The sequence below is a fragment of the Methylobacterium sp. GC_Met_3 genome (genome assembly GCF_026540775.1).
Lineage (GTDB): Bacteria > Pseudomonadota > Alphaproteobacteria > Rhizobiales > Beijerinckiaceae > Methylobacterium.
The window spans coordinates 1-24,387 of record NZ_JALNUL010000031.1 but is presented as its reverse complement, the minus strand read 5'-3'; the positions used below and the strand labels follow the sequence as shown (position 1 = coordinate 24,387).

General features: G+C 68.0%; 24 protein-coding genes and 1 tRNA gene. 14 read left to right on the top strand and 11 right to left on the bottom strand.

All coding sequences use genetic code 11. From position 1 onward, the window contains the following. Nucleotides 1–463 precede the first annotated feature (463 nt). The 5 genes from OXS27_RS24130 (at nucleotide 464) to OXS27_RS24110 (ending at nucleotide 5,939) form a co-directional block, all read left to right on the top strand. Nucleotides 464–1,630 carry a type III PLP-dependent enzyme gene (locus tag OXS27_RS24130; protein ID WP_267359252.1) on the top strand — a complete coding sequence of 389 codons (1,167 nt, stop codon included), beginning with the start codon at nucleotides 464–466 and terminating at the stop codon, nucleotides 1,628–1,630. Nucleotides 1,631–1,879: 249 nt separating this feature from the next. After that, nucleotides 1,880–2,431: an N-acetyltransferase gene (locus OXS27_RS24125; protein ID WP_267359250.1), complete on the top strand. Its 552-nt coding sequence runs from the start codon at nucleotides 1,880–1,882 to the stop codon at nucleotides 2,429–2,431. Between the two features lie 277 nt (nucleotides 2,432–2,708). Then, entirely contained in the window at nucleotides 2,709–3,722 is a 1,014-nt protein-coding gene (gene dgcN, locus OXS27_RS24120; protein WP_243922169.1) for an N-acetyltransferase DgcN, read from the top strand. Nucleotide 3,723: 1 nt separating this feature from the next. After that, nucleotides 3,724–4,707, top strand: a complete 984-nt coding sequence (dgcA, locus tag OXS27_RS24115; RefSeq protein ID WP_267359248.1) for an N-acetyl-D-Glu racemase DgcA — start codon at nucleotides 3,724–3,726, stop codon at nucleotides 4,705–4,707. Between the two features lie 182 nt (nucleotides 4,708–4,889). Further along, the gene (locus tag OXS27_RS24110; RefSeq protein WP_267359246.1) at nucleotides 4,890–5,939 is read left to right on the top strand and encodes a 2-dehydropantoate 2-reductase N-terminal domain-containing protein; all 1,050 of its coding nucleotides are present in this window, start codon (nucleotides 4,890–4,892) and stop codon (nucleotides 5,937–5,939) included. 97 nt (nucleotides 5,940–6,036) lie between these two features. On the opposite strand, the gene OXS27_RS24105 is transcribed toward OXS27_RS24110, so the two are convergent. The 3 genes from OXS27_RS24105 to OXS27_RS24095 all read right to left on the bottom strand — a co-directional run bounded on the left by OXS27_RS24105 (nucleotide 6,037) and on the right by OXS27_RS24095 (nucleotide 9,730). After that, complete coding sequence (locus tag OXS27_RS24105; protein WP_244002316.1) at nucleotides 6,037–6,375, bottom strand: DUF1491 family protein; 339 nt, start codon at nucleotides 6,373–6,375, stop codon at nucleotides 6,037–6,039. A gap of 699 nt (nucleotides 6,376–7,074) precedes the next feature. Then, nucleotides 7,075–7,797 (bottom strand): peptidoglycan-binding protein, encoded by a 723-nt coding sequence (locus tag OXS27_RS24100; protein ID WP_267359239.1) that lies wholly within the window; start codon nucleotides 7,795–7,797, stop codon nucleotides 7,075–7,077. 43 nt (nucleotides 7,798–7,840) lie between these two features. After that, on the bottom strand, nucleotides 7,841–9,730 hold the full coding sequence (locus OXS27_RS24095; RefSeq protein WP_267359237.1) for a PAS domain-containing sensor histidine kinase: 1,890 nt from the start codon (nucleotides 9,728–9,730) through the stop codon (nucleotides 7,841–7,843). A 301-nt stretch (nucleotides 9,731–10,031) separates the two neighbouring features. Here OXS27_RS24095 and OXS27_RS24090 point away from each other — a divergent pair, with 301 nt between their 5' ends. Further along, entirely contained in the window at nucleotides 10,032–10,352 is a 321-nt protein-coding gene (locus tag OXS27_RS24090) for a hypothetical protein (RefSeq protein WP_267359235.1), read from the top strand. A gap of 10 nt (nucleotides 10,353–10,362) precedes the next feature. On the opposite strand, the gene OXS27_RS24085 is transcribed toward OXS27_RS24090, so the two are convergent. The 4 genes from OXS27_RS24085 to OXS27_RS24070 form a co-directional block, all read right to left on the bottom strand. Further along, entirely contained in the window at nucleotides 10,363–11,484 is a 1,122-nt protein-coding gene (locus OXS27_RS24085; RefSeq protein WP_267359233.1) for a DUF2336 domain-containing protein, read from the bottom strand. 131 nt (nucleotides 11,485–11,615) lie between these two features. Further along, entirely contained in the window at nucleotides 11,616–11,972 is a 357-nt protein-coding gene (locus OXS27_RS24080) for a hypothetical protein (protein ID WP_243922188.1), read from the bottom strand. A gap of 70 nt (nucleotides 11,973–12,042) precedes the next feature. Next, nucleotides 12,043–12,504, bottom strand: a complete 462-nt coding sequence (locus tag OXS27_RS24075; RefSeq protein ID WP_267359230.1) for a GNAT family N-acetyltransferase — start codon at nucleotides 12,502–12,504, stop codon at nucleotides 12,043–12,045. Nucleotides 12,505–12,528: 24 nt separating this feature from the next. After that, nucleotides 12,529–13,056: a hypothetical protein gene (locus OXS27_RS24070; protein ID WP_267359228.1), complete on the bottom strand. Its 528-nt coding sequence runs from the start codon at nucleotides 13,054–13,056 to the stop codon at nucleotides 12,529–12,531. A gap of 229 nt (nucleotides 13,057–13,285) precedes the next feature. Here OXS27_RS24070 and OXS27_RS24065 point away from each other — a divergent pair, with 229 nt between their 5' ends. Next, nucleotides 13,286–13,501, top strand: a complete 216-nt coding sequence (locus tag OXS27_RS24065) for a hypothetical protein (RefSeq protein ID WP_243922194.1) — start codon at nucleotides 13,286–13,288, stop codon at nucleotides 13,499–13,501. Nucleotides 13,502–13,598: 97 nt separating this feature from the next. Here the strand turns inward: OXS27_RS24065 and OXS27_RS24060 are convergent, their stop codons facing one another. Continuing rightward, complete coding sequence (locus tag OXS27_RS24060; RefSeq protein WP_243922196.1) at nucleotides 13,599–14,099, bottom strand: MucR family transcriptional regulator; 501 nt, start codon at nucleotides 14,097–14,099, stop codon at nucleotides 13,599–13,601. Between the two features lie 520 nt (nucleotides 14,100–14,619). On the opposite strand from OXS27_RS24060, the gene OXS27_RS24055 reads away from it, so the two are divergent. Further along, complete coding sequence (locus OXS27_RS24055) at nucleotides 14,620–15,030, top strand: PaaI family thioesterase (protein ID WP_267359225.1); 411 nt, start codon at nucleotides 14,620–14,622, stop codon at nucleotides 15,028–15,030. A gap of 142 nt (nucleotides 15,031–15,172) precedes the next feature. Here OXS27_RS24055 and OXS27_RS24050 read toward each other — a convergent pair whose 3' ends face one another. After that, nucleotides 15,173–18,646, bottom strand: a complete 3,474-nt coding sequence (locus tag OXS27_RS24050; RefSeq protein ID WP_267359223.1) for a rhamnan synthesis F family protein — start codon at nucleotides 18,644–18,646, stop codon at nucleotides 15,173–15,175. A 392-nt stretch (nucleotides 18,647–19,038) separates the two neighbouring features. Here OXS27_RS24050 and OXS27_RS24045 point away from each other — a divergent pair, with 392 nt between their 5' ends. The 6 genes from OXS27_RS24045 to OXS27_RS24020 all read left to right on the top strand — a co-directional run bounded on the left by OXS27_RS24045 (nucleotide 19,039) and on the right by OXS27_RS24020 (nucleotide 23,514). Then, nucleotides 19,039–20,046, top strand: a complete 1,008-nt coding sequence (locus OXS27_RS24045; protein ID WP_267359221.1) for a class I SAM-dependent methyltransferase — start codon at nucleotides 19,039–19,041, stop codon at nucleotides 20,044–20,046. Nucleotides 20,047–20,213: 167 nt separating this feature from the next. Next, nucleotides 20,214–21,146, top strand: coding sequence for an oxygen-dependent coproporphyrinogen oxidase (gene hemF, locus OXS27_RS24040; protein WP_267359219.1), 933 nt, complete (start codon nucleotides 20,214–20,216; stop codon nucleotides 21,144–21,146). Nucleotides 21,147–21,156: 10 nt separating this feature from the next. Next, a complete protein-coding gene (locus OXS27_RS24035; protein ID WP_267359217.1) occupies nucleotides 21,157–22,275 on the top strand; it encodes an AAA family ATPase in 1,119 nt (372 codons plus the stop codon). A gap of 337 nt (nucleotides 22,276–22,612) precedes the next feature. Continuing rightward, nucleotides 22,613–22,702, top strand: a tRNA-Ser gene (locus OXS27_RS24030). A gap of 201 nt (nucleotides 22,703–22,903) precedes the next feature. After that, nucleotides 22,904–23,122: a hypothetical protein gene (locus OXS27_RS24025; protein WP_267359215.1), complete on the top strand. Its 219-nt coding sequence runs from the start codon at nucleotides 22,904–22,906 to the stop codon at nucleotides 23,120–23,122. A 179-nt stretch (nucleotides 23,123–23,301) separates the two neighbouring features. Further along, nucleotides 23,302–23,514 carry a hypothetical protein gene (locus OXS27_RS24020; RefSeq protein ID WP_267359214.1) on the top strand — a complete coding sequence of 71 codons (213 nt, stop codon included), beginning with the start codon at nucleotides 23,302–23,304 and terminating at the stop codon, nucleotides 23,512–23,514. Between the two features lie 91 nt (nucleotides 23,515–23,605). Here the strand turns inward: OXS27_RS24020 and OXS27_RS24015 are convergent, their stop codons facing one another. Continuing rightward, on the bottom strand, nucleotides 23,606–23,770 hold the full coding sequence (locus OXS27_RS24015; protein WP_267359071.1) for a hypothetical protein: 165 nt from the start codon (nucleotides 23,768–23,770) through the stop codon (nucleotides 23,606–23,608). Continuing rightward, on the bottom strand, nucleotides 23,761–24,387 hold a 627-nt coding region (locus OXS27_RS24010), incomplete at its 5' end, for a hypothetical protein (RefSeq protein WP_267359213.1). The genes OXS27_RS24015 and OXS27_RS24010, both read right to left, overlap by 10 nt.

Sequence of the window (24,387 nt, the reverse complement as noted above, 5' to 3'; positions counted from 1 at the left end):
CCTGTGGCCGCGTGTCGGTTGGTGGGCATCCGGTCAACTGCCGGACAGCCGCCAGGGGTCTTAAAGGATCGATGGTCGCAAGGGTGGATCCCTACGGCCGGCATCCAGGTGGCAACACCGGACCCCGACAACAACCGGCAGCCGGAGGCGAAACCGGCGAACCCCGCTCTCCACGGGGGACGCAGCTTAAAGCAACGACGAACGGGCTTTTTTGGTCTCGTCGGCCCTCCAAAGGCCGGCACCGAAGAGGCTTGTTTCATCTTTGCCCGGCGTGCGGTGGGGGTCCTCCCTTCCAATCCACGGCAGCTTCCGGGTGCTCTGCGCCCGCACCGACGCACGCGTCTCCAAAGCGCGTGGGCCGGAGCGACGCATCGCCCCCTGACGCCGACGGCCGATCCTGGCCGTCATCTTCGACAGCGCGCCCCGCGTAAGGGCGCTCGCGAACCCGTGCCGGGAGACCACCATGACCGACCGCATCCGTGACTACCTGCGCGTGCGCCGCGACCTCGGTCAGGACGAGGGCCCCGTGATGGTCCTCGATCTCGATGTCGTGCGCGACAACTACACCGCCTTCGCGCGCTCCCTGCCGGACACAAGGGTGTTCTACGCCGTGAAGGCGAACCCGGCCCCCGAGGTGCTGCGCCTGCTCGCCGAGATGGGCTCCTGCTTCGACACCGCCTCGGTGGCCGAGATGGAGATGGTGCTGGCCGCCGGTGCCACCGCCGACCGGATCTCCTTCGGCAACACCATCAAGAAGGAGCGCTGCATCGGCCGCGCCCTCAAGCTCGGCATCCGCCTGTTCGCGGTGGATTGCCAAGCCGAGGTCGAGAAGATCGCCCGGGCCTCCAAGGCGCTGGGCGTGCCCACCGGCGCGGTGCGGGTGTTCTGCCGCATCCTGTGCGACGGCGCGGGCGCCGACTGGCCGCTCTCGCGCAAGTTCGGCTGCGTGCCCGAGATGGCCGCGGACGTGCTGGAGCACGCCCACCGCCAGGGGCTGGAGGCCTACGGCATCTCGTTCCATGTCGGCTCGCAGCAGGGCAACACCGAGGCCTGGGACGGGGCGCTCGGCTCCGCGGCGGCGATCTTCCACGAATGCGCCGAGCGCGGCATCGGCCTGTCGATGGTCAATCTCGGCGGTGGCTTCCCGACCCAGTACCTCAAGGCGGTGCCCGGGGTGGAGAGCTACGGCGAGGCGATCTTCCGCGGGCTCACCAAGCATTTCGGCAACCGGATCCCCGAGACGATCATCGAGCCGGGCCGCGGCATGGTCGGCAATGCCGGCCTGATCGAGGCTGAGGTCGTCCTGGTGTCCAAGAAGTCCGCGGATGCCGACGAGGTCCGATGGGTCTACCTCGACATCGGCAAGTTCGGTGGGCTGGCCGAGACCATGGACGAGGCGATCCGCTACCCGATCCGCACCGCGCGGGACGGGGAGGCGACCGAGCCCTGCGTCATCGCCGGGCCGACCTGCGACTCGGTGGACGTGCTCTACGAGCGTCAGCTCTACCCGCTGCCGATCTCCCTCTCGATCGGCGACAAGGTGCTGATCGAGGGCGCGGGCGCCTACACCACCACCTACGCGGCGGTGGCGTTCAACGGCTTCCCGCCTCTTCAGCAGATCGTGATCTGATTATTGCGGCCTGAGACCGGGTCCGTTTGAAGGGCCGTGACGTTGCTGCCCCTGCGAGCGAAGTGAAGCAATCCGGTAACGCCAGGGCGATAACGCTCGCGCGGTCCTGGGTCACTTCGCTCCGTTCGTAACGGCGGCGCGGGCGACCGTGCCGAACGCTGACCTTCACCACCGCTTCGACCGAGGGCACCCGGCTCTCGGCCTCAAAAGATCGCTTCTCCCGCATGTCGGCCCGGGGAGGGCATTGTGATGATCGAGATCCGCGCGGAGCATCTCAACCACGTCCCGGCGCGCGAGCGCCTGCTCGACGCGTGCTTTCCCGGCAACCGCCGCGCCAAGACCTCTGAGCGCCTGCGCGAGGGCCGCCTGCCGGCGCGCGGACTCGCCTTCGCGGCGACCCGGGCCGGTCGCCTCGTCGGCACGCTGCGGCTGTGGCATGTCGAGACCGGCGACGCCCGCCCGGCGCTGCTGCTCGGTCCGCTCGCGGTCGATCCGGCGATCCAGGGCCAGGGGCTCGGCTCGGTGATGATGCAGGCGGCTCTGGGCCGGGCCGAATCGCTCGGCCACGGCGCCGTGCTGCTGGTCGGCGACGCGCCCTACTACGCCCGCTTCGGCTTCGACCGGGCGCTTGCGGACGGCCTGATCCTGCCCGGACCGTTCGAGCGCGCGCGTTTCCTCGGGCTGGAACTGCGTGCAGGCGCGCTGACGGGCGCCGAGGGGCTTGTCCGGGCGACCGGCGTGCTGTCGCCGGCCGATGCGGCGGCCAACGAGGCCCAGGTCGCGCGACGACACGCTGCCTGAGCGGAGTCATCTTTGACCCAGGGCACCGGGTTTCCAAAGGGTTGAAGCCCTTTGGCGGGGTCTGGGGGCGGAGCCCAGCAGTTCCAGCGCGATGCCCTGGACCCGCGAAAGGTCGAGACCTTTCGAAACCAGGACTGGAGCTTCTAGCCTGAACGCAGCCCCGGCATGCACCCGATGGCGGCCGCGTCCACTGCGCTGGCCGGCCACATGCATTGCGCCGAACGGTCGCGATCCCGCATAGACGGTCCGCCGGCCTCCGGAGAAGGTTGCTCGACCGATGCAGATCGCCACGCCCTACCTGATGTTCCTGGGCGACGTGCCCGATACGCTGGCGGCCAAGACCGCCTACGGGATCAAGGATTGGCGCCCCGAATGGTGCGTCGGCCAAATGCGCCTGCCGGGCTGCGCCGCCGACCTCGGCATTCCCGACATGACCCTGCCCGAGGCCCTGGCGAAGGGCTGCCGCACCCTGGTGATCGGCGTCGTCAACGCCGGCGGCGTGCTGCCGGACCATTGGGTGAAGGAGATCGTCGCGGCGATCGAGGCGGGGCTCGATGTGGCGAGCGGCCTGCACGTGAAGCTCGGCGCGGTGCCGGCCATCGCGGAGGCCGCCGCGCGGCGCGGTCGCCAGCTCCACGATGTGCGCCACACCGACGAGCGCTTCCCCACCGGCAAGGGCACCAAGCGGGCGGGCCGGCGCCTGCTCACCGTCGGGACCGATTGCTCGGTGGGCAAGAAGTACACCGTGCTGGCCCTGGAGCGCGGGATGCGTGAGCGCGGCCTCGATGCCGATTTCTGCGCCACCGGCCAGACCGGCGTGTTCATATCCGGCAAAGGCGTCGCGATCGACGCCGTGGTGGCCGATTTCATCTCGGGCGCCGTCGAGTCGATCTCGCCCGAGGCCGACTCGAATCACTGGGACCTGCTCGAGGGCCAGGGCTCACTGTTCCACCCGTCCTTCGCGGGAGTGAGCCTCGGGCTTCTGCACGGCGCCCAGGCCGATGCCTTCGTGGTCTGCCACGAGCCGACCCGCACCACGATGCGCGGCGTGAAGCACCCGCTGCCGACGATCCAGCAGGTGATCGACCTCACCGTTCAGCTCGGCAGCCTGACCAACCCGGCGATCAAGCCGGTGGGCATCGCGATCAACACTCAGGCGCTCGGCGAAGCCGAGGCCCGGGCCTTCCTGGAGAAGGTCGGGGCCGAGCACGGCCTGCCCGCCACCGACCCGGTCCGGTTCGGTGTCGACGCGCTGGTCGATCGGATCGTCGCCGACTTCCCGGGAGCCTGACATGGCCCGCCGCCTGACTCTCGCCGTCGAGCGCTTCCCGATCGCGGGCGCCTTCACGATCTCCCGCGGCAGCCGCACCGAGATCGCCGTGGTGGTGGCGACCATCACGGACGCGAACGGGGTCGGGCGCGGCGAATGCGTGCCCTATCCGCGCTACGGCGAGAGCGTCGAAAGTGTCAGCGCCCTGATCGAGGGACAGGCGGAGGCGATCGCGGCCGGGATCGGGCGCGACGCGTTGATGGCCCGCATGAAGGCGGGCGCGGCGCGCAATGCCCTCGACTGCGCGCTGTTCGACCTCGAAGCCAAGCTCCAGGGCCGCCCCGCCTGGGCCATCGCCGGGCTCGGCGAGCCCCGGCCGGCCATCACCGCCTACACGCTGAGCCTCGGCACGCCGGAGAGCATGGAAGAAGCCGCCCGCAAGGCGGCCCACCGGCCGCTGCTGAAGGTGAAGCTCGGCGGGGCGGGCGACCCGGAGCGCATCGCCGCCGTGCGGGCCGGGGCGCCGGAATCCCGGCTGATCGTCGACGCCAACGAGGCGTGGCGGCCGGAGACCATCGAGGCCAACCTCACCGCCTGCCTGAACGCCGGCGTCGCGCTGATCGAGCAGCCGCTGCCGGCCGATGCCGACGCCCTGCTCGCTGAGATCCCGCATCCGGTCCCGGTCTGCGCCGACGAGAGCCTGCACCACCGTGCCGGCCTCGACGCGCTGGCCGGTCGCTACGACGCTATCAACATCAAGCTCGACAAGACCGGCGGCCTGACTGAGGCGGTGCTGCTCGTTCAGGAGGCGAAGGCGCGGGGGCTCGCCATCATGGTCGGCTGCATGCTCGGCACCTCGCTCGGCATGGCGCCGGCGGCTTTGCTCGCGAACGACGCGGATTTCGTCGATCTCGACGGCCCGCTGCTGCTCGCCCGCGACCGTGATACGCCGCTACGCTACGAGGGGAGCCTGATGTATCCGCCCACGCCGGAGCTGTGGGGATAGGATTCGCCCCGCCTGTCACCTGCGGGGCGTCACAACCCGTTTGGGATTAGGTATACCAGAAGGCTTGCCTTCCGTCCGCCCGGCTGCCATCCATCGCGGATGCCAGTGTCGTCGTGAGTCAACGCGCCGTCCCCGGCAGCCCGATAACAGAACAGCAAGTCTCAATGCTGGGGAGGACCAACGTGGCCAAGAACATCCTGATCCTGGGGGCCTCCTACGGCTCGCTCCTGGGGACCAAGCTCCTGATGGCCGGTCACAACGTGACCCTGGTCTGCCGGCGCAAGACCGCCGACCTGATCAACCGCGAGGGCACCGAGGTCCGCATCAAGCTGCGCGACGAGAAGGAGCACCGGGCGATCTTCTCGCGCGACCTGCCCGGCAAGGTCGATGCGATGCCTCCGGAAGACGTCGACGTGTCGCGCTACGACCTTGTGGGCCTCGCCATGCAGGAGCCGCAATACAACAACCACACGATCCGCGTGCTGATGATCAAGATCGCGGCCGCAAGGCTGCCGTGCCTGTCGATCATGAACATGCCGCCGCTGCCCTACCTCAAGCGGATCCCGGGCCTTGCCGCCATGGATCTCGAGGACGCCTACACCAATGCCGGCGTGTGGGACCGGTTCGAGCCGGGCCTCGTGTCGCTGTGCTCGCCCGATCCGCAGGCCTTCCGGCCGCCGGAGGAGGAGGCCAACGTCCTCCATGTCGGGCTGCCGACGAACTTCAAGGCCGCGACCTTCACGGACGAGGCGCACAACACGCTGCTTCGGCAGCTGGAAGCCGACATCGACGCCGTGCGCCTCGACGGGCACGACGTGCCAGTGAAGCTCAAGGTGTTCGACTCGCTGTTCGTGCCGCTCGCCAAGTGGTCGATGCTGCTCACGGGCAATTACCGCTGTATCACGCCGGGCGAACCGCAATCGATCCATGATGCCGTGCATGGCGATCTGGCGCGCTCCCGGGCGATCTACGACCATGTCGACGCGATCGCCCGGAAGCTTGGCGCCGACCCGGCCGATCAGGTGCCGTTCGAGAAATACGCCAAGGCGGCCGAGAGCCTGCTCAAACCGTCTTCGGCGGCGCGGGCTGTGGCGAACGGTGCCCCCTATATCGAGCGGGTCGATCTGCTGGTGAAGCTGATCTCGCACCAGCTTGGTGAGCCCAGCGATGAGATCGACCGCACCGTCGCGACCGTCGATCGCAAGCTCGACGAGCGCATCATCGAGGGCTGACGCTCCGCATCCCGAAGAGCACAGCGGAGCAAGCCGAGATCGTGTAAAGCCTCGGCGGGCTTCGCTGCGCGCGTAAAGCCGGTTGGCCGGCCTCGGATCACTCCGCCAACTCCAAGAAGTGCCGGCCCTGGCGGTCGTCGATCTCGATGATCCAGAGGTCGGAATCGAACCGGATTTCCTTGGTCAGGCGCTCCTCCACGTCGAGCGGGGTGCCGCCGGTGACCAGGGCCGCGAAGCGGCGGTCACCGCTGTCCTCGGCCTCGAACAGGGCCTGCGGCGCCGGCCCGTAGAGATCGGCGCTGCCGTCGAGGCGATCGACCTTCACGAAGATTGCCCCCGCCTCCGCGGCCCCGCGCCGCCGCAGCACCGCCGGAATGCCCGCCACATCGAGACGGCGGAGATGGGCCGAAGCCCAGAAATCGGAACGCAGGCGCATGCGGTGGAGCCTCCCGGAAACGCGCCTGAGATGCGTGATCCGGCGCCTCCTGACAACGCACGGCTGCGGCGCGTCCGACACGGTGCACGCCCGTGCATCGCAAATAATCCTGAAATAAATTCAGAGTCTTTCAGGATTGAAGTTGGAGTTAATGCCGTGTGTAATCGCACATCCGCAGTATTGTTTGCTGATTAACTGAGCAAGAGCCAAAAGGGGAAGCGTCCTTCGACGATTAAAAGAGCAGTTTTATGCAGAGACGACCCTCGCGCCTCACGGCGATCGCCGCCTGCCTGTGCCTGCTGACTGCGTCGTCGCCTGTCCCCGCGCAGACCCTCATGGATCTGCTTGGACAGCGGGAGGCCGTCTCGTGCCCGCGCTACCAGCGGACCCCGCAGGATCGGTGCAACAACGGGGTTCACCGCCCGGGCGGCAATCCGACCCAGACATGACCGGTTCGATCGGTCACGCGAAGTCGTGGCAGGGAAATGGCGGGCCGCGCTGCAAGACGATCCGCCGCTTCACCGGCACGCAAGACTGAGCCGCGTGATCCACGCCTGCGTCGGAGCGCATCCGGCGCGGGGTTCCCGCGATGGCGTCTTGGAGCGCTCTCCGATCAAGTGGATAGCGGTTCGGCGCAAGAGAGCGCGTCACAACAAAAGCTTGGAGCCGCGCACGATTGCAAAGCGATCGGGCACGGCTCTAACCGTGGCTCGCCCGGGCCGTCAGTTCGCGCAGCGTTCGGCCCGTGGCCTCTCCGGTCACCGGCAGCTTGGCGCTGCGCTCGAACTTCTCGATCGCCGCCCGGGTGCCCGGACCCATGGCGCCGTCGGGCTTGATCGGATAGCCGAGCTTCGACAACGCCTTCTGCGCCCGGAGGACCGGATCGGACTCCGTCTCGGCCTTCTTGACGGGCTCCTTGGTGGCCGGCTTCGCAACCGGCTTGGCGGCCGTCCGGACCGGGGCCGCCTTCGGGGTCACCGATGCGGTCGTCTCGTCGGCGCGGATCAACTCGCCGATTGCGTCCCGAGCCGCCGGCTTGGCGGGAGATTTCTCCAGTTCGGAGCGGACCGGATCCCGCGCGATCTCCCGCACCGGCTCCCTGGTGGCCTCTCGGGCGACATCTCGGGCGGGCGGCGCGGCCTCGCGCGGGGCGGGGGCCTTCTGCGCGAGCTTGGGCAGGATCGGGGCCGGATGGCGGCCGGCTTGGTAGCCGAGGGCGTTGACGCAGATGAAACCGGCCGCACCCAGGCCGACAAGGCTGCTGAGCACGGTGCCGGGGCTGTTACGGCAGGTGCTGCCGGCCGCCCGCAGCGCGCCGACAAGGACGGAGCGCCAATCCCCCTGCACGGCGCTGCGCCGCGCGGCCGGGCGACGGGCCCGGGCGGCCTCGCCCGGTACGGTGATCTCGCGGTAGCCTGACATCGTGTCTCCTTCCGGGGGATCGTGTTCCGGGGGGATCTTGGGCTCAGCCGGTCCGACGCAGCGCCGAGCTCGGCCCGCTGCTCAGCGTGGGCCCCGGCTCAGCATCGAACAGGCCGAGCGGCAGGCGCACGACCCGGCGCGGCTGAGGCGCGCCCCGCACGGCTGTGCGGATTGGCACCGGGCCGCAGGCGGTCTCCGGCGCGCGGCAGACCCGGGGCAGCGTCACGGTGACGACCGTACCGGACTGGGGGGCGCTCTCGATCCGCATCGCGCCGCCGTGGAGGCCAACGAGCCCCTGCACCACCGAGAGCCCGAGGCCGGTCCCCTCATGCTGGCGCTTGTAGTCGCCGCCCCCGGCCTGGAAGAACGGCGTGCCGAGCTTAGACAGATCCTCCGCGCCGATCCCGCAGCCCGTATCGGCGACGACGATGTCGAGACCCTCGACGCCGCGGCGCAGGGACAGGTCGACCCGCCCGCCGCGCGGGGTGAACTTCACGGCGTTCGAGACGAGATTGATCAGGATCTGCCGGCAGGCGCCGGGATCGGCGGTGATCTCGACCGGGTCGGAAGCGGCGATCGCCAGGGTAACGCCCGCAGCCTCGGCCCGCAGGCGCATCAGATCGCAGCAGGACTGGAGCAGGCCCGCGATGTCGAACACCTCCGGCGCATAGTCGAAGTTGCCGCTCTGGATCCGGCTCATGTCGAGGAGTGTGTTGACGACGCCGAGCAGGTGGTGCCCGGAGGCGCCGATGATCCCGGCATAGTCCCGCGCCTGCTCGGCGCTGAGGCTGGGCGCACCTTCGCCGGCCAGTACCTCGGAGAAGCCGATGATCGCGTTGAGCGGCGTGCGCAGCTCGTGGGTGACGTTGGCCAGGAACCGGCCCTTGATGGCGTCGGCCCGCTCCGCCTCGGCACGGGCGCGCTCCAGCTCCTCGGCGTAGCGGTGGTGCTCGGTCATGTCGCGGGTCACCGCAACCACCGCGGTGGCGGCGTCGTGGGGGCCATGCGCGATCCGGTGGGCGCGCATCTCGGCGTGGATCAGGCGAGCGCCATCGGGCCGCCCGGCCTCGACATGCAGGCGCAGCGGCAGGGTCGCGGGACGCCCGGTCGCGGCGACATCGCTCACAGCCTGGAGGAAAGCCGGCCGGTCGGCCACGTGGACCCGCTCCAGGAAGCCGTGGCCGTGCAGGCGGGCCGGTTCGCTGCCGAGCAGCCGGGTCGCCGACACGGAGGCGTCCACGACGCGGCCGTTGCGGTCGTGCCAGGTCACGAGATCGTCGATCGCCGAGAGCAGCAGCCGGTCCCGGGCCTCGTTGTCGCGAAGCCGCGCGCGCCACGCGCCCTCGTTGCGCTCGTGCTCCAGGGCCTGGGCGGCGACATGGCCGATCGCCGTGAGCGCGAAGGCCGGCAGGGCGAGGCCGGCGGAGATGTCCATGACCGGCAGGGCGATCGCGAGCGCGTCGAGACCGGCCAATGCCAGCACGCCGAGGACCGCCATGGCGGCCGCCGCCAGTGTCGCGCGCAGCGATCCCGAGATCAGCGCCTCCACGGGGATCGCCACCAGCCAGACCGCGGCCGGGGACGCGACGCCCCCCGTGACGCTCGACAGCGCCACCACGATCCCGGTCAGGCCCGCCGCCGAGACCGCGTGGGCGAGCCAGAGCGATCCCGTCCGGACGAGCAGCACGGCGGCGAAGACCGGCAGCAGCAGGCTCGCGATCGCCAGAACCTCGATGCCCGACGGCACGCCGCGCCACAGCAGGTAGGGCGGCAGCCCGACCATCATCACGGCGCCGGTGGCGAGGCGCGACACCAGGAAGCGCTGATGGCGGCACCGGGTGGCGACATCATCGGCCGCGGAGGCGTGAACCAGCCCCGCGAGACGGTCGTCGATCAACGAAGTCAGGACTTTTTTAATAGGCAAGGCTGGCACACGCCGCGATGTATGCGTTTCCGCATCCCTCGCGCCTCCGGTTCGACTTTCGAACAACTTCCGAACGGTCGCAGAGACGGCTTAAACGAGTGTTGCGCGTGGGCTTAGAACGGTCAGGATGCTTTCCGCGAGGTAACCAAGCGCATTCGGATAAACTTCGTTCACCATCGCGCGCGAAAGCCCGGGCTGGTTGAGGCCCGGTTCACGAAACCTGTCGAAAGCTCGCGACCGCGCATCGTCACGGATGGCGACAGCCAGCACGCGCGTCGATGCGGTTCACACTGAGCGGAGACGACGAACCATGACCGTCCTGCTGCGCGCCGCGCTGGTGATCGGCGTGCTCTCGTATCTCGCGCTGATGCGTAGCGGCGCTGATCCGGCCGCGGAGGCCCGCAAGCTCACGGGGCGGCTGCCGAGCGCCTCGGCGGTGTTGCCGGCTGCCCTTGAGGCCGTCCCCGCCGAGACCCGCGAGCGGGCCGCCCGGGCGGTGCTCGCCCGCGGCCTGATGGCGGAGCTGAGCCGCCGGGCCGGCGAGCCTCAAGCCGCCGCGGATACGCCCTCGACCGATACCCTGGAGGCAGCCGACCGGCAGCCCGCGTGGCGGGGGATCGAGCCCCGCTGAGGGCGATCCGTCAGCCCACGTCCGCCTTGGTTGCCGGGCGGGTGCGGGCCGGCAGGTTCGTGCGCGACGCGACGGCGCTCTGGCGCAGCTTGGCTTCCGGGCCGTGGACCGGCTGATGCGTTTCGCTGCGCCCGCGCTCGGTGAGCGGCCGGTCGAGGATCGCAGCCACGAGGTCCCGCGCCGCCGGGCGGCTCACCGTGCGGAACAGGCGGACGAGGTCGGCCACGCGCTCGGCCGAGCGCGCCACCCCCTGGTTGAGGGTGAGGAAGATGTAGACCGCCTCCTCCTCGTGCAGCCCGGCCGCGCGCAGGCCGAGGGTGAGGAGGTCGTAGCGGGCACCCGGATCGGCGACTAGGGCGAGGAAACCGGGGGGCAGGCCGAGCCCGTCCGCGAGCGCGGCCACGAAGGCCGCAACGTCGTGCGCGGCCGAGAGCCGGGTCAGGGACGCACCGAGGTCGCGGGGCGGGGGCGGGCAGGGGCGCAGGGCGGCGGTCGCCTCCACGCTCTTGCCGATCACGGCGCGGCGCATCGGGTCGGCGTGCAGGTAGAGGGGCACGAGGTCGGCCGCGGAAACGTCGGGGCGGACCAGGAGCAACCGGGCGAGGTCGGCATCGCTGCGGCCGCGGCCGACCAGCCGGGCAAGCGTCGCGCCGCGCAGGGTGATGCCGAGATTGGCGGCGAGCGCCCGGTCTATCTCGGGGCGGCCCTCGCGGGACAGTTCGTCCGCCGCCTCGCGGCTGAGCCCGGCCCGGGCGGCGATCCGATCGGCAATGTCGAAGCCGTCGGCCAGCGCCGCGTCGATCAGGCCGCGGCTCAGCGTGGGCGCCAATTCCACAACAGCGTCGCGGGCACCGCCGCCGCGCAGCGCCAGCGCCTCCAGGACCGCCGGCGGCGTCTCGGGGCAGGGGGCGAGCTTCCGGGCGACCGCCCGGGCGGTCTCCTCGTCCACCGTGGGGATCAGACCGCAGGCGAGGGATTCGAAGATCTCGGTTGCGACCCGATCGTGGCCCGGCGCGCGGACGAACAGATCGGTCTGCACCCGCAGGATCACGGGCTTGAGATCGAGATTCTCGATGCGCGAGAGTTCGAGGAGCCCGGACAGGTCCGGCGGAGCATCGACGGATGAGGGCATGGACGATCGGTTTACGCAGGACTGCAGTAAGCTCACGCTAACCGCATCGACGTGAATCGACCTTTAAGACGCTCCCCGCGGGACCGTGCCGTCCTGCATCATCGCGCGTCGGCGTTGTTTGTCCGCCGGGGTCAGTGCGTCAGCCAGAGGCCGCCGCCGAGTGCCATTGCCGCGAAGACGATGAAACCGACGAAAGCCGGGACGACCCAGGGCTGCCGCTGATGCACGTAGCCGGCCTTCGACCGCTCGGACGGGGCCCGCTCGTTCTGGCGCGCGATCCGGACCTCCTGGGATGACGGCGGCGTTCCGCCCGCTTCCTCGCAGGTCCCGAGCGGCGCTGCCCCGATATCCACGTGGGGGGTCTTGTCGCCGGTGCGGCCGCTGTCGATGTCGCCCTTGAGCTGCGCGGAGGTCGGCGCGTTCGAATCCGGCGGGGCAACGGCGTGCAGGTTGCCGGGCGGCGGGGGGGTCTCGGATCGCAGGGACATGAACGGGGCTCCAGCTTGATTCAATCAACGCCTGGGAACGCCGTCGGCTGCGGTCAGGATGTCGCGGGCTTCAAGGCTCGCCGGATCCGCGCTTGAGCAACGGGCGCTCGTAGAGCTCCGACCCCCCGGCAAAACCGGCTGCGGCGCAGAAGGCGTGCAGGGTCGGCTGTTCCGGTCCGACGCGCAGGCGCAGACGGTCGCAGCCGGCCTGGCGCGCCGCCCGCCCGGCCGCCTTGAGCAGCACGCGCCCGATGCCGCGGCGCCGAGATTCTGCGGCCACGACGAGCGTCGTGATCAGGCCGAACGGGCGGGGCGCATCGAGGGTGTGGGTGGGGGTGAGGGCGATGAGGCCGCTCGGCGGACCCCATTCGACGGCGACGAGAACGGTGCCGCCCGCCCGCTGCAGGCTTTCGAGCCGGGCCGCGAGATCCGCTGCGCCGACCGGTTCCCCGGTCTCGCTCAGGAGCGCCGCCAGGCCGGCCGCGTCCGAGCCCGCGGCTGCCCGGATCTCCAGCCCGTACCGATTGCCCAAACGCGACTCCTGAACGATCGCCCCTCAGACCCGGCGCCAGCCCGGCTGCGACGGGTCGACCAGCCGGTAGTTCACCGGCGCCACACCGCATATGGCGATGACCGCCGGCTCCGTCCCGTCGCGGACCACGCCGTCGTAGTGCGGCGTCCCCGCCACCCGGCGGACGAAGCTGCCGGCCTTCACGGGCACGCAGGCGGCGGGGTCGAAATCCGCGCCGCTGTTGCACCACCACGTGCCCGACAGGACCATACAGAACCGGTCCGAGGTGTAGGTGTGCGGCGCGCTCATGTAGCCTGGCCACCAGCGGATCAGGGTGTAGTACAGACCGGTGCCGTTGAGATCGCCGGTGAGATTGCACCGATCGACGCTGCGCTCCGGGTAATCCTTCGAAGGCACCCACGGCAGCGCCTCCGGCGCGCGGATGATGGTCTGTTCCGGGTTGAGGGGCGAGGCCTCAGCCGCGTTCGCCAGGAGCAGCGGGAGCGTGCCGAGCAGCGAGGCCGCCAGCACATCGCGCCGGCTCGCTTCCCGCCGGGTTTGCGTGTCCGTCATCGCGGGGTCCCATCCCTGTCGCGGCCGGTTTGCACGGCGGCTTGCGCTCCAGCAACGCCGACGACCCGGTTTGTCTCCCAGGCCGGGGCCGCGCGACGTTTCAAACGGGCGGACCTATCAGGGGTGTGGCCAGGATCGCCCGCGCTCGGGCGTGCATCGCACACTGTAGCCGGCGCCGCTCTCCGACCCAGATACAGAGGATCGAGGTTTAAATCGGCGGGGACACGCGATGGCGGATCGGCTGCGGGATCAATCCCCGGACAAGCAAGGCACCGGCAATCCGCCGGATGCGGCGCCACTTCGGCAGCAGGATCGCGGGATTGGGCAGGATCGAGGATCCGACGACGACGCCCTGAAGGCCGGATCCGCGCCCTCGGAGCGCCAGAAGGCCAAGACTGAGATTGCCGCCGGCGAAGTGGCCGACGATCTCGCCGATTTCGCCTGACGGACCCGCCCCGCGGGGCATGCACCGTCGGGCTTGAGCGCCCGGGCCGCCCCGCCGAACCGTCATGCGGCTCGGTAGGGCGGCCGGATGCCTGCCCTCAGGCGGTTTCCTTGGCCTTGCGCGGCTTGCTGGCGCGCTTCGGCTTCTCGGCGACTTCCTCGACCGGCTCCTCGACCGCCACGGACTTGCGGCGCTGCTGGCCGAGGCCCAGGCTGCGGGCGAGCTCGGAGCGCTGCGCCGAATAGCTCGCGGCCGTCGACGGATAATCCCGCGGCAGACCGAAGCGCTCGCGATACTGCTCGATCGTCAGGCCGTTGCGCGAAAGATGGCGCTTGAGGGTCTTGTACGGCTTGCCGTCGATGAAAGAGACCAGCGCATCCGGGGTCACCGACTTGCGGATCTGGGCCGGCGTGGGCTTGTCGGCCGCCTCGGTGACGGCCGCCGTGGGGGCGGACAGCTTTGCCAGAGCGGCATGGACGCCGGCCAGCAGACCGGGCAGCTCGCTGATCGGCACGGAATTGTTCGAGACATACGCCGAGACGATGTCCGAGGCCTGCTCGATAAAGGTCTGCTGCTGTTCAGGGGCGTTGTCGTCCATCGATGATTCCCTCTATGTGGTGGTGGTGAGACGGTTCTAACGTCTCTGCAGCAAAATCAAGTCGTCGTCGAGGATTTCCATACACAAGCGGCCGCCCGTTAACACGCATATTATTCAACCGGCCGGTCCAGCTGAAATCGTTGCCGGAGAAACCCGATTGGTCGGATGGCCGGTTTCACGAGTTCCAGACACCGCCGCCGTGCCGATGGGCGTCCGATCGGTGACAAGCCGGTCGCTTGGTTTGCGAAGATCGGTTGCCGGTCTGATGAGACCGGTGAAACCTCACGGCCCGTCCTGTGGCGCTCTCATTGTGTACGCCGGGCGATAAGGAAGATCTGATGGGAGCCCCGGCGAGACCGCAACGCGGGTAGCGGGCAGGCCGGGAACAGGATGGTTGCCCACGGCAGCCGGAGCGCCGGGCTACGGCCACCTCGAGTCCGGTGCTGTGCGAGAACAGCCTTGGGGCTTGAGCCGCCCTGCGCCATAAAGAGGTCTGTCGGAGGAAGCCGGGACGGTGGGCGTGGATCAGGACTCGGAGCCCGGCACCGTCTTCGGAGCTCACATTCCGTTCGTGCAGTTCTGCGGGATTGAGGCGCTGGACGTGTGCGAGTGGCGGACGCGGCTGCGGCTCGTTCTGCGCCCGGAGCATGCCAACAATCTCGGCATCGCCCACGGCGGCGTGCTCTGCACCCTGCTCGATGTCGCCCTCGGCACGGCGGCGCGCCTCAGCGTCGGGCGGCCCGTGGTGACCCTCGACATGCAGACCAGGTTCCTGAATCCCGGGCGCGGCGTCCTGCTCGCGGAGGGGCGCGTGACCCGGGCCGGGCGCGACGTGATCTTCTGCGAGGCCGAGATCCGCGATGCCGAAGCTTTGGTGGTGGCAAGTGCCACCGGTCTGCTCAAGCCTGTAGGCCGGCCAGCCGCGGGGTAGAATTAATCGCGACCCTCGCAGCCAGGGCTTTAGTCTAGCCTCGCCTCTTTGATCGTCAAGATAAACTGGCTCTTCATTCTCCTTGATTGACGAATGTCGATGAAAGGCATGCCTCACTCGAGAGTAGATGGGGCGCTCCCGTCTACAAATCCGAATACACTGTGTGCGCGGCGGTCCCGGTGAAATCATCTTCGACACCCAGGCCTTTCATAGACTCGACATCGACAGCGATCTCACCTTCCATGACCATGCGTAGGAATTCCTGCGGCCCCTTCAGCGGCATTTCGGTCAGGAGCAGTTCGGGCCCGTAGAGGGTTAGCGTCTCGGTAACGTACCGTTCCGCGCCGTCGTGCATCTCGGCCAGGAGGGCGAGATCGGCGGCACGACGCCTGTCCGCCTTGAAGACCGGCTCGACCCGGTCGCCGACGGAGTAGTCCACCACCTGACCATGGGCGGCCGTCAGGAACGCTTCGACGGCGAGCGAGTATTTCAGGGCTGGCATTGGTGATGTCCACGGTTTGGCATTCTCGCTGATGCAGCCGAAGGCAAAACCGCCAGCCTCTTCGACCGCGTTCGCGCTGTCGAAAGCCGCCATGTAGAATCCGATCAGCGGCCGCCCCAGTGTCGCCTGCATCATCTTCTGGATGGTAGCGGAATAGCCGACATCGACGACGCCGAAGGTCTTGTCCTTGGTGAGGCCCTCTTGGTGCGCGTAGGCGAGGAAGCGCTGTCGCACTCCGGCTGCATGTTCGCCGATTTCCGGCGCCAGCCGGTTTATCACCCGCTCGATGACGGCGGCGTCCTCGTTTAGCTTGACCTCGAACCGGTCGAGTCCGAGATGGCTTGGGGCGACGAAGCCGGTCCGATGGCGTAGCAGAGCCGACAGATCGCCCGCGTAGATTCCGGTGGTTGTTAGCCAGGCGGGCCGAAACTCGGTCGCAAGCGCGGCCGCGATGGCCACCTGTCGCGAGACATGGAAATAGCGGCCCTCCGGCAGATGGTGCAGACCAAACCGGTCCCGGATCAGGCGATAGATCCGAACCAGGAAGTCACCCTCGCGGGCCAGGAAATACAGTCGTCCGATGTGGCGGAGGGCCTCGTGCCTGATCAGCCAGGACATGAAGAGCAGCGTCAGCGGCCCGAAGACCGTGTAGCCAACGTCGCTGGCCGAGCCGAGCGAGAGGTACGGCGGCTTGCTGCGGTCGAGGTATGGGGTGCACGCGAGCTTGAGCATGGCATGGCCGATTGCGAGGTCGGCGGCCCATGTCCGTTCCAGATCGCCCGGGTCGCGCGCAAAGCCACTCTGCGCAATGATTTTGGCCGGGTGCGCCATGTGCAGGAAGCGGATGCCCCGATCGCAGGCCGCCTGGACATCGGAGTGCTCGTTGTCGCCGACATGAAGCCATCCCGCGCGCGCGACGCCTTCCGACGCCTCGACGTGGCACCAGAGGTCGCCCCGGTCCTTGCGGGCGCCGACGGTATTCGACACGTAGATCCGCGCAAACAGCGTGGCGAGGCCGAAACGGTGCAGGATGCCGAGGATGCCGGCCTCCTCGTAGTAGGTGTCCGTCATCAGGACGATGCGCTTGCCGAGCACGTGCGCGGCTTTGAGGAGATCGATCACCTCCGTGCGGGGTACGAGGCAGCCGAGGTCGATCTGTCGTTCGAGGTCGTACGCGCGCGCGATGACATGGGCTGGAATCGTCCCCGTGGCCCGCAGTTCCTCGTAGATTTCGGAGAGGTCGACGTCGCCCTGATGGCGCTTGCGACCGCGGATCCGGTTCTCGGCGGCACGGCGCTCCTCGAACAGCCGAACAGGCGTGCCCTCCTCGCGGCAGATGCGGTATTCGACGAGCTTCAACACCGCGTCCGGGCGCCGCGCTGGGCGGCACACGAGGGTGTCGAACAGGTCGAACGAGACGAGATCGACACCCTCCAGCGCCGCGCGCGCGCCATCCGGCGAATGGCTCGCATACTGGCGCCAGTTGCGAGAACTGCTGCCGTGGCGGACGAGGCCGCGGTCGTAGTCGAAGCAGACGGTGTTGTAGCCCTGCGCGCGGCATACAAGTGGGATGGCGCGCTCGATCGCGTGGGCGAGCGTGCCGTCGGTTTGACCGCGCTCAGCCGGGAAATCCTGAAGGGTCAGGCCCGCCGTCAGGAGCGGGCGCAGGGCATCGACCCGCGCCCAAAACATGCCCCCGACCGGATAGTCGAGGTACTCGTCAAATCCGTCGTAGCGGAGTCCGAGGCGCTCGAGCAGGGCACGGCCCGAGCCGCCATTCGCGAGCCACGTATGAGCCCAGTAGGGCATATGCCCGCTGGTCTCCGGAAAGAAGAGGCCGAGCTTGGTGTCGTCGTTGAGCAGGGATAACGCAAGGTGGGCGCAAGCTGAGTTGGCGAAAAGAGCCCGATAGATGTTATCGCGCCAGCGCGTCTGCTCGCTGCCGCTATAGAGCGATTTCTTGGTGTGGATGTGAAGGACGTAATCGTGCTGGAGGATCTCCTGCGCGAAGGTGCTGACAAAGGCTCCGAAGTTGCGGCCGCGGTTTTCCACCACCGCCACGCGGATAGGGCGCCCGAGGCCCGCGCGGGTGGCGGCGGCCTCGATGGCCAGCTTCTTCTCGATTTGATCCGTGGACACCAGAAGGTCGAACTTGGGAATCGCCCTTGCGAGGCGTGGGACGAGATCCTCGAAGATGTCGACGTAGAAGGCGTGGACGACGACGGCGATCCGGGCGCTCACCCTTTCGCGCAGGATGATGGGGCCGACCTCGATCCGGTGGCCTCTGGTGTCGCGAGTCCGGGCGAGACAGATCTGCCGCATCTCGGCACGACCGCTGTCGAGGTAGTGCAGCAGCGGATTGACGGAGAACGGCACGAGATCGGGATTGCGCTCAAGGTAGCGCGGGCCATCGAACAGGGGGCCCGGGCTCAGGCCGAGGGCTGAACCCTCTTGGAGGTAGTGGTGGGCGGCGTCCCGTTCCAGGGGAAGGTCGGGGGCCTGGGTCCTGCGGTACCAGTCGGCGTCAAACAGGTCGGATCCCGTCACCTGCGCGACCGCAGCCGGCTCCACGGCCGGGCGGATCGGGCGGTCCTCGGCTTGGCCGCAGGTGATGTAGTGCAGCAGCGGGTTCAGCCCGGCTGCCGCGACGTCGGGATTGTCGGCGAGGTACAGGGGGCCGTCGAACAACGGACCGGGGCTCAGACCGAGGGCCACACCCTTCTGCAGGTAGTGGTGAGCGGCGTCTTGCTCCTCGGGAAGGCCGGGGGCCTGGGTGCTCCGGTACCAGTCGGCGTCGAACAAGTACGATTCCGCCACCTGCGCGACTGCAGCCGCGTCGACGAGCGGGAAGATCGGCCGGTCTTCGGCTTGGCCATAGTCGATGTAGTGCAGCAGCGGGTTCAGCCCGGCTTCCGCGACGTCGGGATTGTCGGCGAGGTACAGGGGGCCGTCGAACAGCGGACCCGGGCTCAGGCCAAGGGCCGCGCCCTGCTGCAGGTAGTGGTGAGCGGCGTCTCGGTCGGAGGGAAGGTCGGGGGCCTGGGTGCTCCGGTACCAGTCGGCGTCGAACAGGCGCGACCCCGCCACCCGCGCGGCGGCGGCCGGTTCGATCACCCGGCCGGCCCGATATCCGTTCGCGCGCTCTCCCGAACGATGATGCGCCTGAGGTGCCGAATGGAGCACCTCCGCATCGTGTTCGCGCTCGCAGCGGTCCTGCAAAGTCGGACCGATTCCGTTCTGGCGGAGCATGTTGACGCTTCTGATTGGCTCAGCGGAAAAGATGTTCGCGTTTAAATGGTGTCACGCCAAGCCATCTTACGCAGCCGTATCCTCAAGGACCATAGAAAAACCTGCGCGGTAACCATCGAATTTTTCGCACTTGAACCTAAGCGCGTTTTATCTTACTTTGCACTCGAAAGATATATTCGGATTACCGACGAAGTATTGCATGCGGATTGCAAAATATTTTCTACTTTTTAATAAAACGAAGGATATGTCGAACGTAAATGACTAAAAAACAGGAAACAGATGTCAATTTTGACGAAGGGCGGCTGGAATTGCCCGGAGATAGATTTCATGATGAGTTTCGTGGTCAGATACAGAAAGATATAATGCACCGCTATATTTATGCAGAACGGTTTGTGGAGAAAAAGATAGTGCTCGATGTCGCGTGCGGAGAAGGCTACGGCAGCTCTCTCCTCGGCGCGCGAGCGCGCTCCGTGCTTGGTATCGACATCGATCCCGCCACCGTCGCACACGCCGAACGGCGCTACGCCTCGGATCGGGTCAGGTTTCAAGTTGGAGACATCGCGTGTCTGCCGGTTGCCGATGCCTCGGTCGACATCGCGATCTGCTTCGAGACGATCGAGCACGTCGCCGATCAGCCCGGCGCCGTGGCCGAACTGCGCCGGGTGCTCAAGCCTGACGGAATCCTCGTGATCTCGACGCCGAACATCGCGGTGCGGAACGGTGCCCGGCCTGAGGGCAATCCGTTCCACACGCATGAGCTGACGGGCCCGGAGTTCGTTTCTCTGCTCCAGCGGCAGTTCCCGACGGTCCGATTCCTTGTTCAGCACAACATCCACGGATCTGTGATCCTGCCTGGCGCTGCGTCCTCCGGCGCGGACGCCCATCTGGCGAAGGCCCTCGGGGGCCACTCAGTCTCCAGCGGCGACGCGATGGCAGTCCGCTCCTACATCGCCATCGCGACCGGTGCCGATGACATCAAGCCGGTCACGAGTCTCTACGACGACAGCCAGGAGCTCGAACACGAGCGCAAGGAATTTCGCGACGCTGTGGCCACGATGCATGCTTACGCGGAGGATCTCAAACGCGAGCGGGCAAAGACGGTGGCGTTGGAAGCCGAGCTCCGCAGCGTCACAAAAGCAGGAGCAGGGGATGAACAACCACTCAGAACGCTCACGGTAGCGAATGAGATCCTCAAGATACAGGTCGAGCACCTTCGTGCGAAGTTGAAGTCTCTCGGCGTGCAGGATATGCGCGACTTGAGGTGAGCGAAGCGCGTAGGCCCATTCTCGAACCGGGCCGGTTCTCGCTGACCTCTCACGCCGACGACCCGTGGCAGCCCGCCGGGTCGCGTCGGCGCTGCGGGTGCGGGTGATGCGCCGGTCCGGTCACGACTGAATTGACGGCGGCCCGGCGGGGTGGGAAAGCCTCGGCCATGACGATGCCGGATGATGCGCGCGCAGCCCTGGCTGCACCTCCCGCCGAGGCCGATGTCACGGCCATGAAATCCGAAGCCGCCGCGTGGTTCGAAACCCTGCGCGACCGCATCCTCGCGGCGCTTGAGGCGCTGGAGGCCGAGGCCGAGGGGCCGTTCCACCCGGACGCGCCCGACGGGCCGGGCACCTTCGTGAAGACGCCCTGGAACCGCACCGACCATACCGGGCGGCCCGGCGGCGGCGGCGTGATGTCGATGCTCAAGGGCCGCGTGTTCGAGAAGGCCGGCGTCCACATCTCGACGGTGCACGGCGAGTTCGCGCCGGAGTTCCGGGCCCAGATGCCCGGGGCGTCCGAGGACCCGCGCTTCTTCGCCACCGGCATCTCGCTGATCGCCCATCCCTGGAATCCGCATGCGCCGACGGTGCACATGAACACCCGCTTCGTCGCAACGACGCGGGCGTGGTTCGGCGGCGGGGCCGATCTCACCCCCGTGCTCGACCGGCGCCGCACGCAGGAGGATCCGGACAGCCACCACTTCCACGCCTGCCTGGAGCGGGCCTGCGCGGCGCACGGCGTCGATTACCCACGCTACAAAGCGTGGTGCGAGGAATACTTCCACCTCAAGCACCGGAACGAGCCGCGCGGCATTGGCGGGATCTTTTATGACTACCGCTGGACCGGCAACCCGCAAGCCGATCTCGCCTTCACCCGCGATGTGGGACAGGCCTTCCTGGAGGCCTATCCGAAGATCGTCCGCGACAATCTCGGCACGGCCTGGACCGAGGCCGACCGGTTCGAGCAACAGGTGCGGCGCGGGCGCTACGTCGAGTTCAATCTGCTCTACGATCGGGGCACGATCTTCGGCCTGAAGACCGGCGGCAACGTCGCCTCGATTCTGTCGTCGATGCCGCCCACCGTGCGCTGGCCGTGATGGGGCTGTCATGAGCGCGGGGCTGCCCTCGGCCTATGCCCCCCAGCAGGACGCGGCGCTCAAGGCGATCGCCGCGTGGCGGCGCGACGGCGGATCCCAGGTCTTCCGGCTGTTCGGCTATGCGGGAACCGGCAAGACCACGCTCGCCCGGCGGATCGCCGAGGATGTGGACGGCACGGTGGTGTACGGCGCCTTCACCGGCAAGGCCGCCTCGGTGATGCGTCAGAAGGGCTGCTACGACGCCGCCACGATCCATTCGCTGATCTACCGCACCAAGGAGGCGGAGGAGGGCGGCCCGACTTTCACGCTGAATCGCTCGGGCCTCGCCGCCAAGGCGGACCTGATCATCATCGACGAATGCTCGATGGTCGATTCCGATCTCGGCAACGACCTCCTGTCGTTCGAGCGGCCGGTGCTGGTGCTCGGCGATCCGGCGCAATTGCCGCCGGTGCGCGGTGGCGGCTTCTTCACCGAGGCCGAGCCCGACGTGATGCTGACCGAGGTCCACCGGCAGGCCAAGGACGATCCGATCGTGCGTATGGCGATGACCATCCGCGAGGGCGGACGGCTGGAACTCGGCACCTTCGGGCAGAGCCGGGTGGTCTCACGCCGCGCCCTCGACCCGGCCGAGGTCCTCGAATGCGATCAGGTTCTGGTCGGGCTCAACAAGACGCGCCGGCTCTACAATGGCCGCCTGCGGGAACTCGCCGGCCACACCGACCCGATGCCGGCGATCGGCGAGAAGCTGGTCTGCCTGCGCAACGATCGGGTGAAGGGCCTGCTCAACGGCTCGACCTGGACGGTGCAGGCCCTGCGTGCGCCGCCGCGGCCGGACCTGATCCGCCTCGACGTGGTGCCCGAGGACGATCCGGGCCTGCGCCGGAAGCCCACCGACATCAAGGTGCTGCGGGCGATGATCTCGGGCTCGGACGAGGAGATCCCGTTGTTCCTGCGCCGGGAGACCGACGAGTTCACCTACGGCTACGCGCTGACGGTGCACAAGGCGCAGGGCTCCCAATGGGACCGGGTGACGCTCTTCGACGAATCCTACGCCTTCCGCGAGCACCGGGCGCGCTGGCTCTATACCGGCCTCACCCGCGCCGCGCAGGCGATCACCGTGGTGGTCTGAGCTTCCGTATCTGTGGATCCGGGTCGCGCCGCCACGGCCCGGAGCGCGACCGGGCTCGGGACGCGCTGACGCCCGATTCGTACCGGACCAGCGCGGCAACCTCCGAAGCGCGACCGGACGCGGCGACAGCTGCGATCCCGTGTTCGAGGATCTTCGGCGCGGCGGAGGAGATCATTCTGGGTCTCTTGGCTTGCCCTGCCGCGGCAACCCCGTTATGACCCGCCTCGGCTATTCCCGAGCGACCGCCTCCGAGCTATTGGCGGTGGTCGACTTGGTAAGGTCAGAGCGACGGTTCTCGTAACGGTGCTGCCTGCATCACCTGTCCGAGATCGCTGCTGGAGAGGTGGCAGAGCGGTTGAATGCACCGCACTCGAAATGCGGCATGCCTGCAAGGGCATCGGGGGTTCGAATCCCCCCCTCTCCGCCAGTTGCTCTTGAAAATCGCAATTCTAACAATGGGTTGGCGGTTTTCATCTTCATCCTACCTACAGTGAAACCTACAAACCGTCCGCACCGGATGCGCGAGCGGCGTTCGTGATCTCACTCCTCCATTCAGGTGATGCGGCTGCTAGAGGCAGGGTCCAACCTCCTCACCGGCGCACGTGCTGCGCCGCATGGGAGGACATCCATGGCCACTGCCCTGCTCCCCGCGCTTCGGCGCAACTTCATACTGTTCGTTCTTGCGTTCGCTGCCGCCAGCTTGGCGTTCGGCACCGTCATGCTGACTTCGCCACCCACCAGTGAAGCGGCCGTCACGACCCTGACGGACGATGGGGTCATGGAGCCGGCCACCAACTGCGAGTTCCTGCCGACCGGCGATATCAACAGCTGCACCGTCTACAGGTGAGCCGTACCAAGGTGGGGGATGTGTCCCTCACCCTGCTGGCACGGCAGAACGGACACGATGTCCGTTTTCAAAAGCGAAACCGTTTCGCATTTCGAGATCGCCCTTCTGGAACCAACGATCGGCGGTGTGGCTTCGTGAGACGCCACCAGTTTCGGTGGCCGCACGAGAGGAACTACCCCTTGCGCACATCGATGATCACCGCGGCTCTGCTGACCGCGTTCGGCGCCGCCACCCTCGTCACGCCGGCCTCCGCAGCTCCTCTCAGCCCGGTTCCGGCCGCGACTGTCACCGGCGCCCAGGACAACATCACCAACGTTCGCTGGCACCCGATCCGGCGCATGCATCATGCGGAGCGTCGCTTCATGCATCGGCACTTCCGCCACCGCAGGTAGCAGCTCGGCGGTCGCCGCAGGCGACCCCGTGCAGGCTCGGCCGCGGATGATACCGCAGCCGGGCCTTTCTTTTGCGGGTAGACGCGCATCATCACCGCAGCGCCGCCCGCGCGACTAGACCATCGGCCAGCCGCACGCGCTCCCGCGACCGCTCAAAGGCCTCATCGCCGTCCCGGTGCAGGCGTTCAGATCTGTAGAGATCGAACCGGGCCAGCCGGATCATCCGGATGGCGAGGAAGGTGTAGATCAGGCGCAAAGCACCTCCTGCGCTAGCCGGCTGATGTCGCTTTGAGCGTCGTCCTCGTACTGGCCGAGCGTCATACCGATCCGGTGCTTGAGCAGGATCCCCAGCAGGCTCACCATCGGCAGATCCATGAAGGGCGAGACGGTTTCCTCTAGCTGATTGTCGAGAGCGTCGGCCGGCACCCGGGCCGTGAGATAGGCCTGCCACTCCGGAGTCAGCACGATGCGTTCGTGAGCTTCCTTCAGCGACTTCAGATTAAATATCCGCGGATCCGGATGGGGATGTGCCGCCTCGGCAACGGAGTAGAGCCGGGTAGCCTCGGCCCATACGCGATCCAACTCGGGAACTTTGGCAGCAGCGTAGGCGCGAGGGCCAAGAACCGTGCCTCCTGCTCCGGCAGGCTCGTTGAGTCCGAAGGAAGGGCCATGACGGCCCCGCCTGTAAGCGGGGCGGCGAGGATGGCGCCGATCGCGGCGCGGCGGGTGGAGGCGGTCATCGTCCGTTCTCCCGAACCGCTTGCTCCTGACGGCGAGCAGCCTCCCACGCTTTTGCAAGGCGTGCAGCGGCGTCTTCGATGGCGCAACCGAGGGTATAGAGGCAGTCGGCGGGAGTATCGTCGTGGTGAGCGC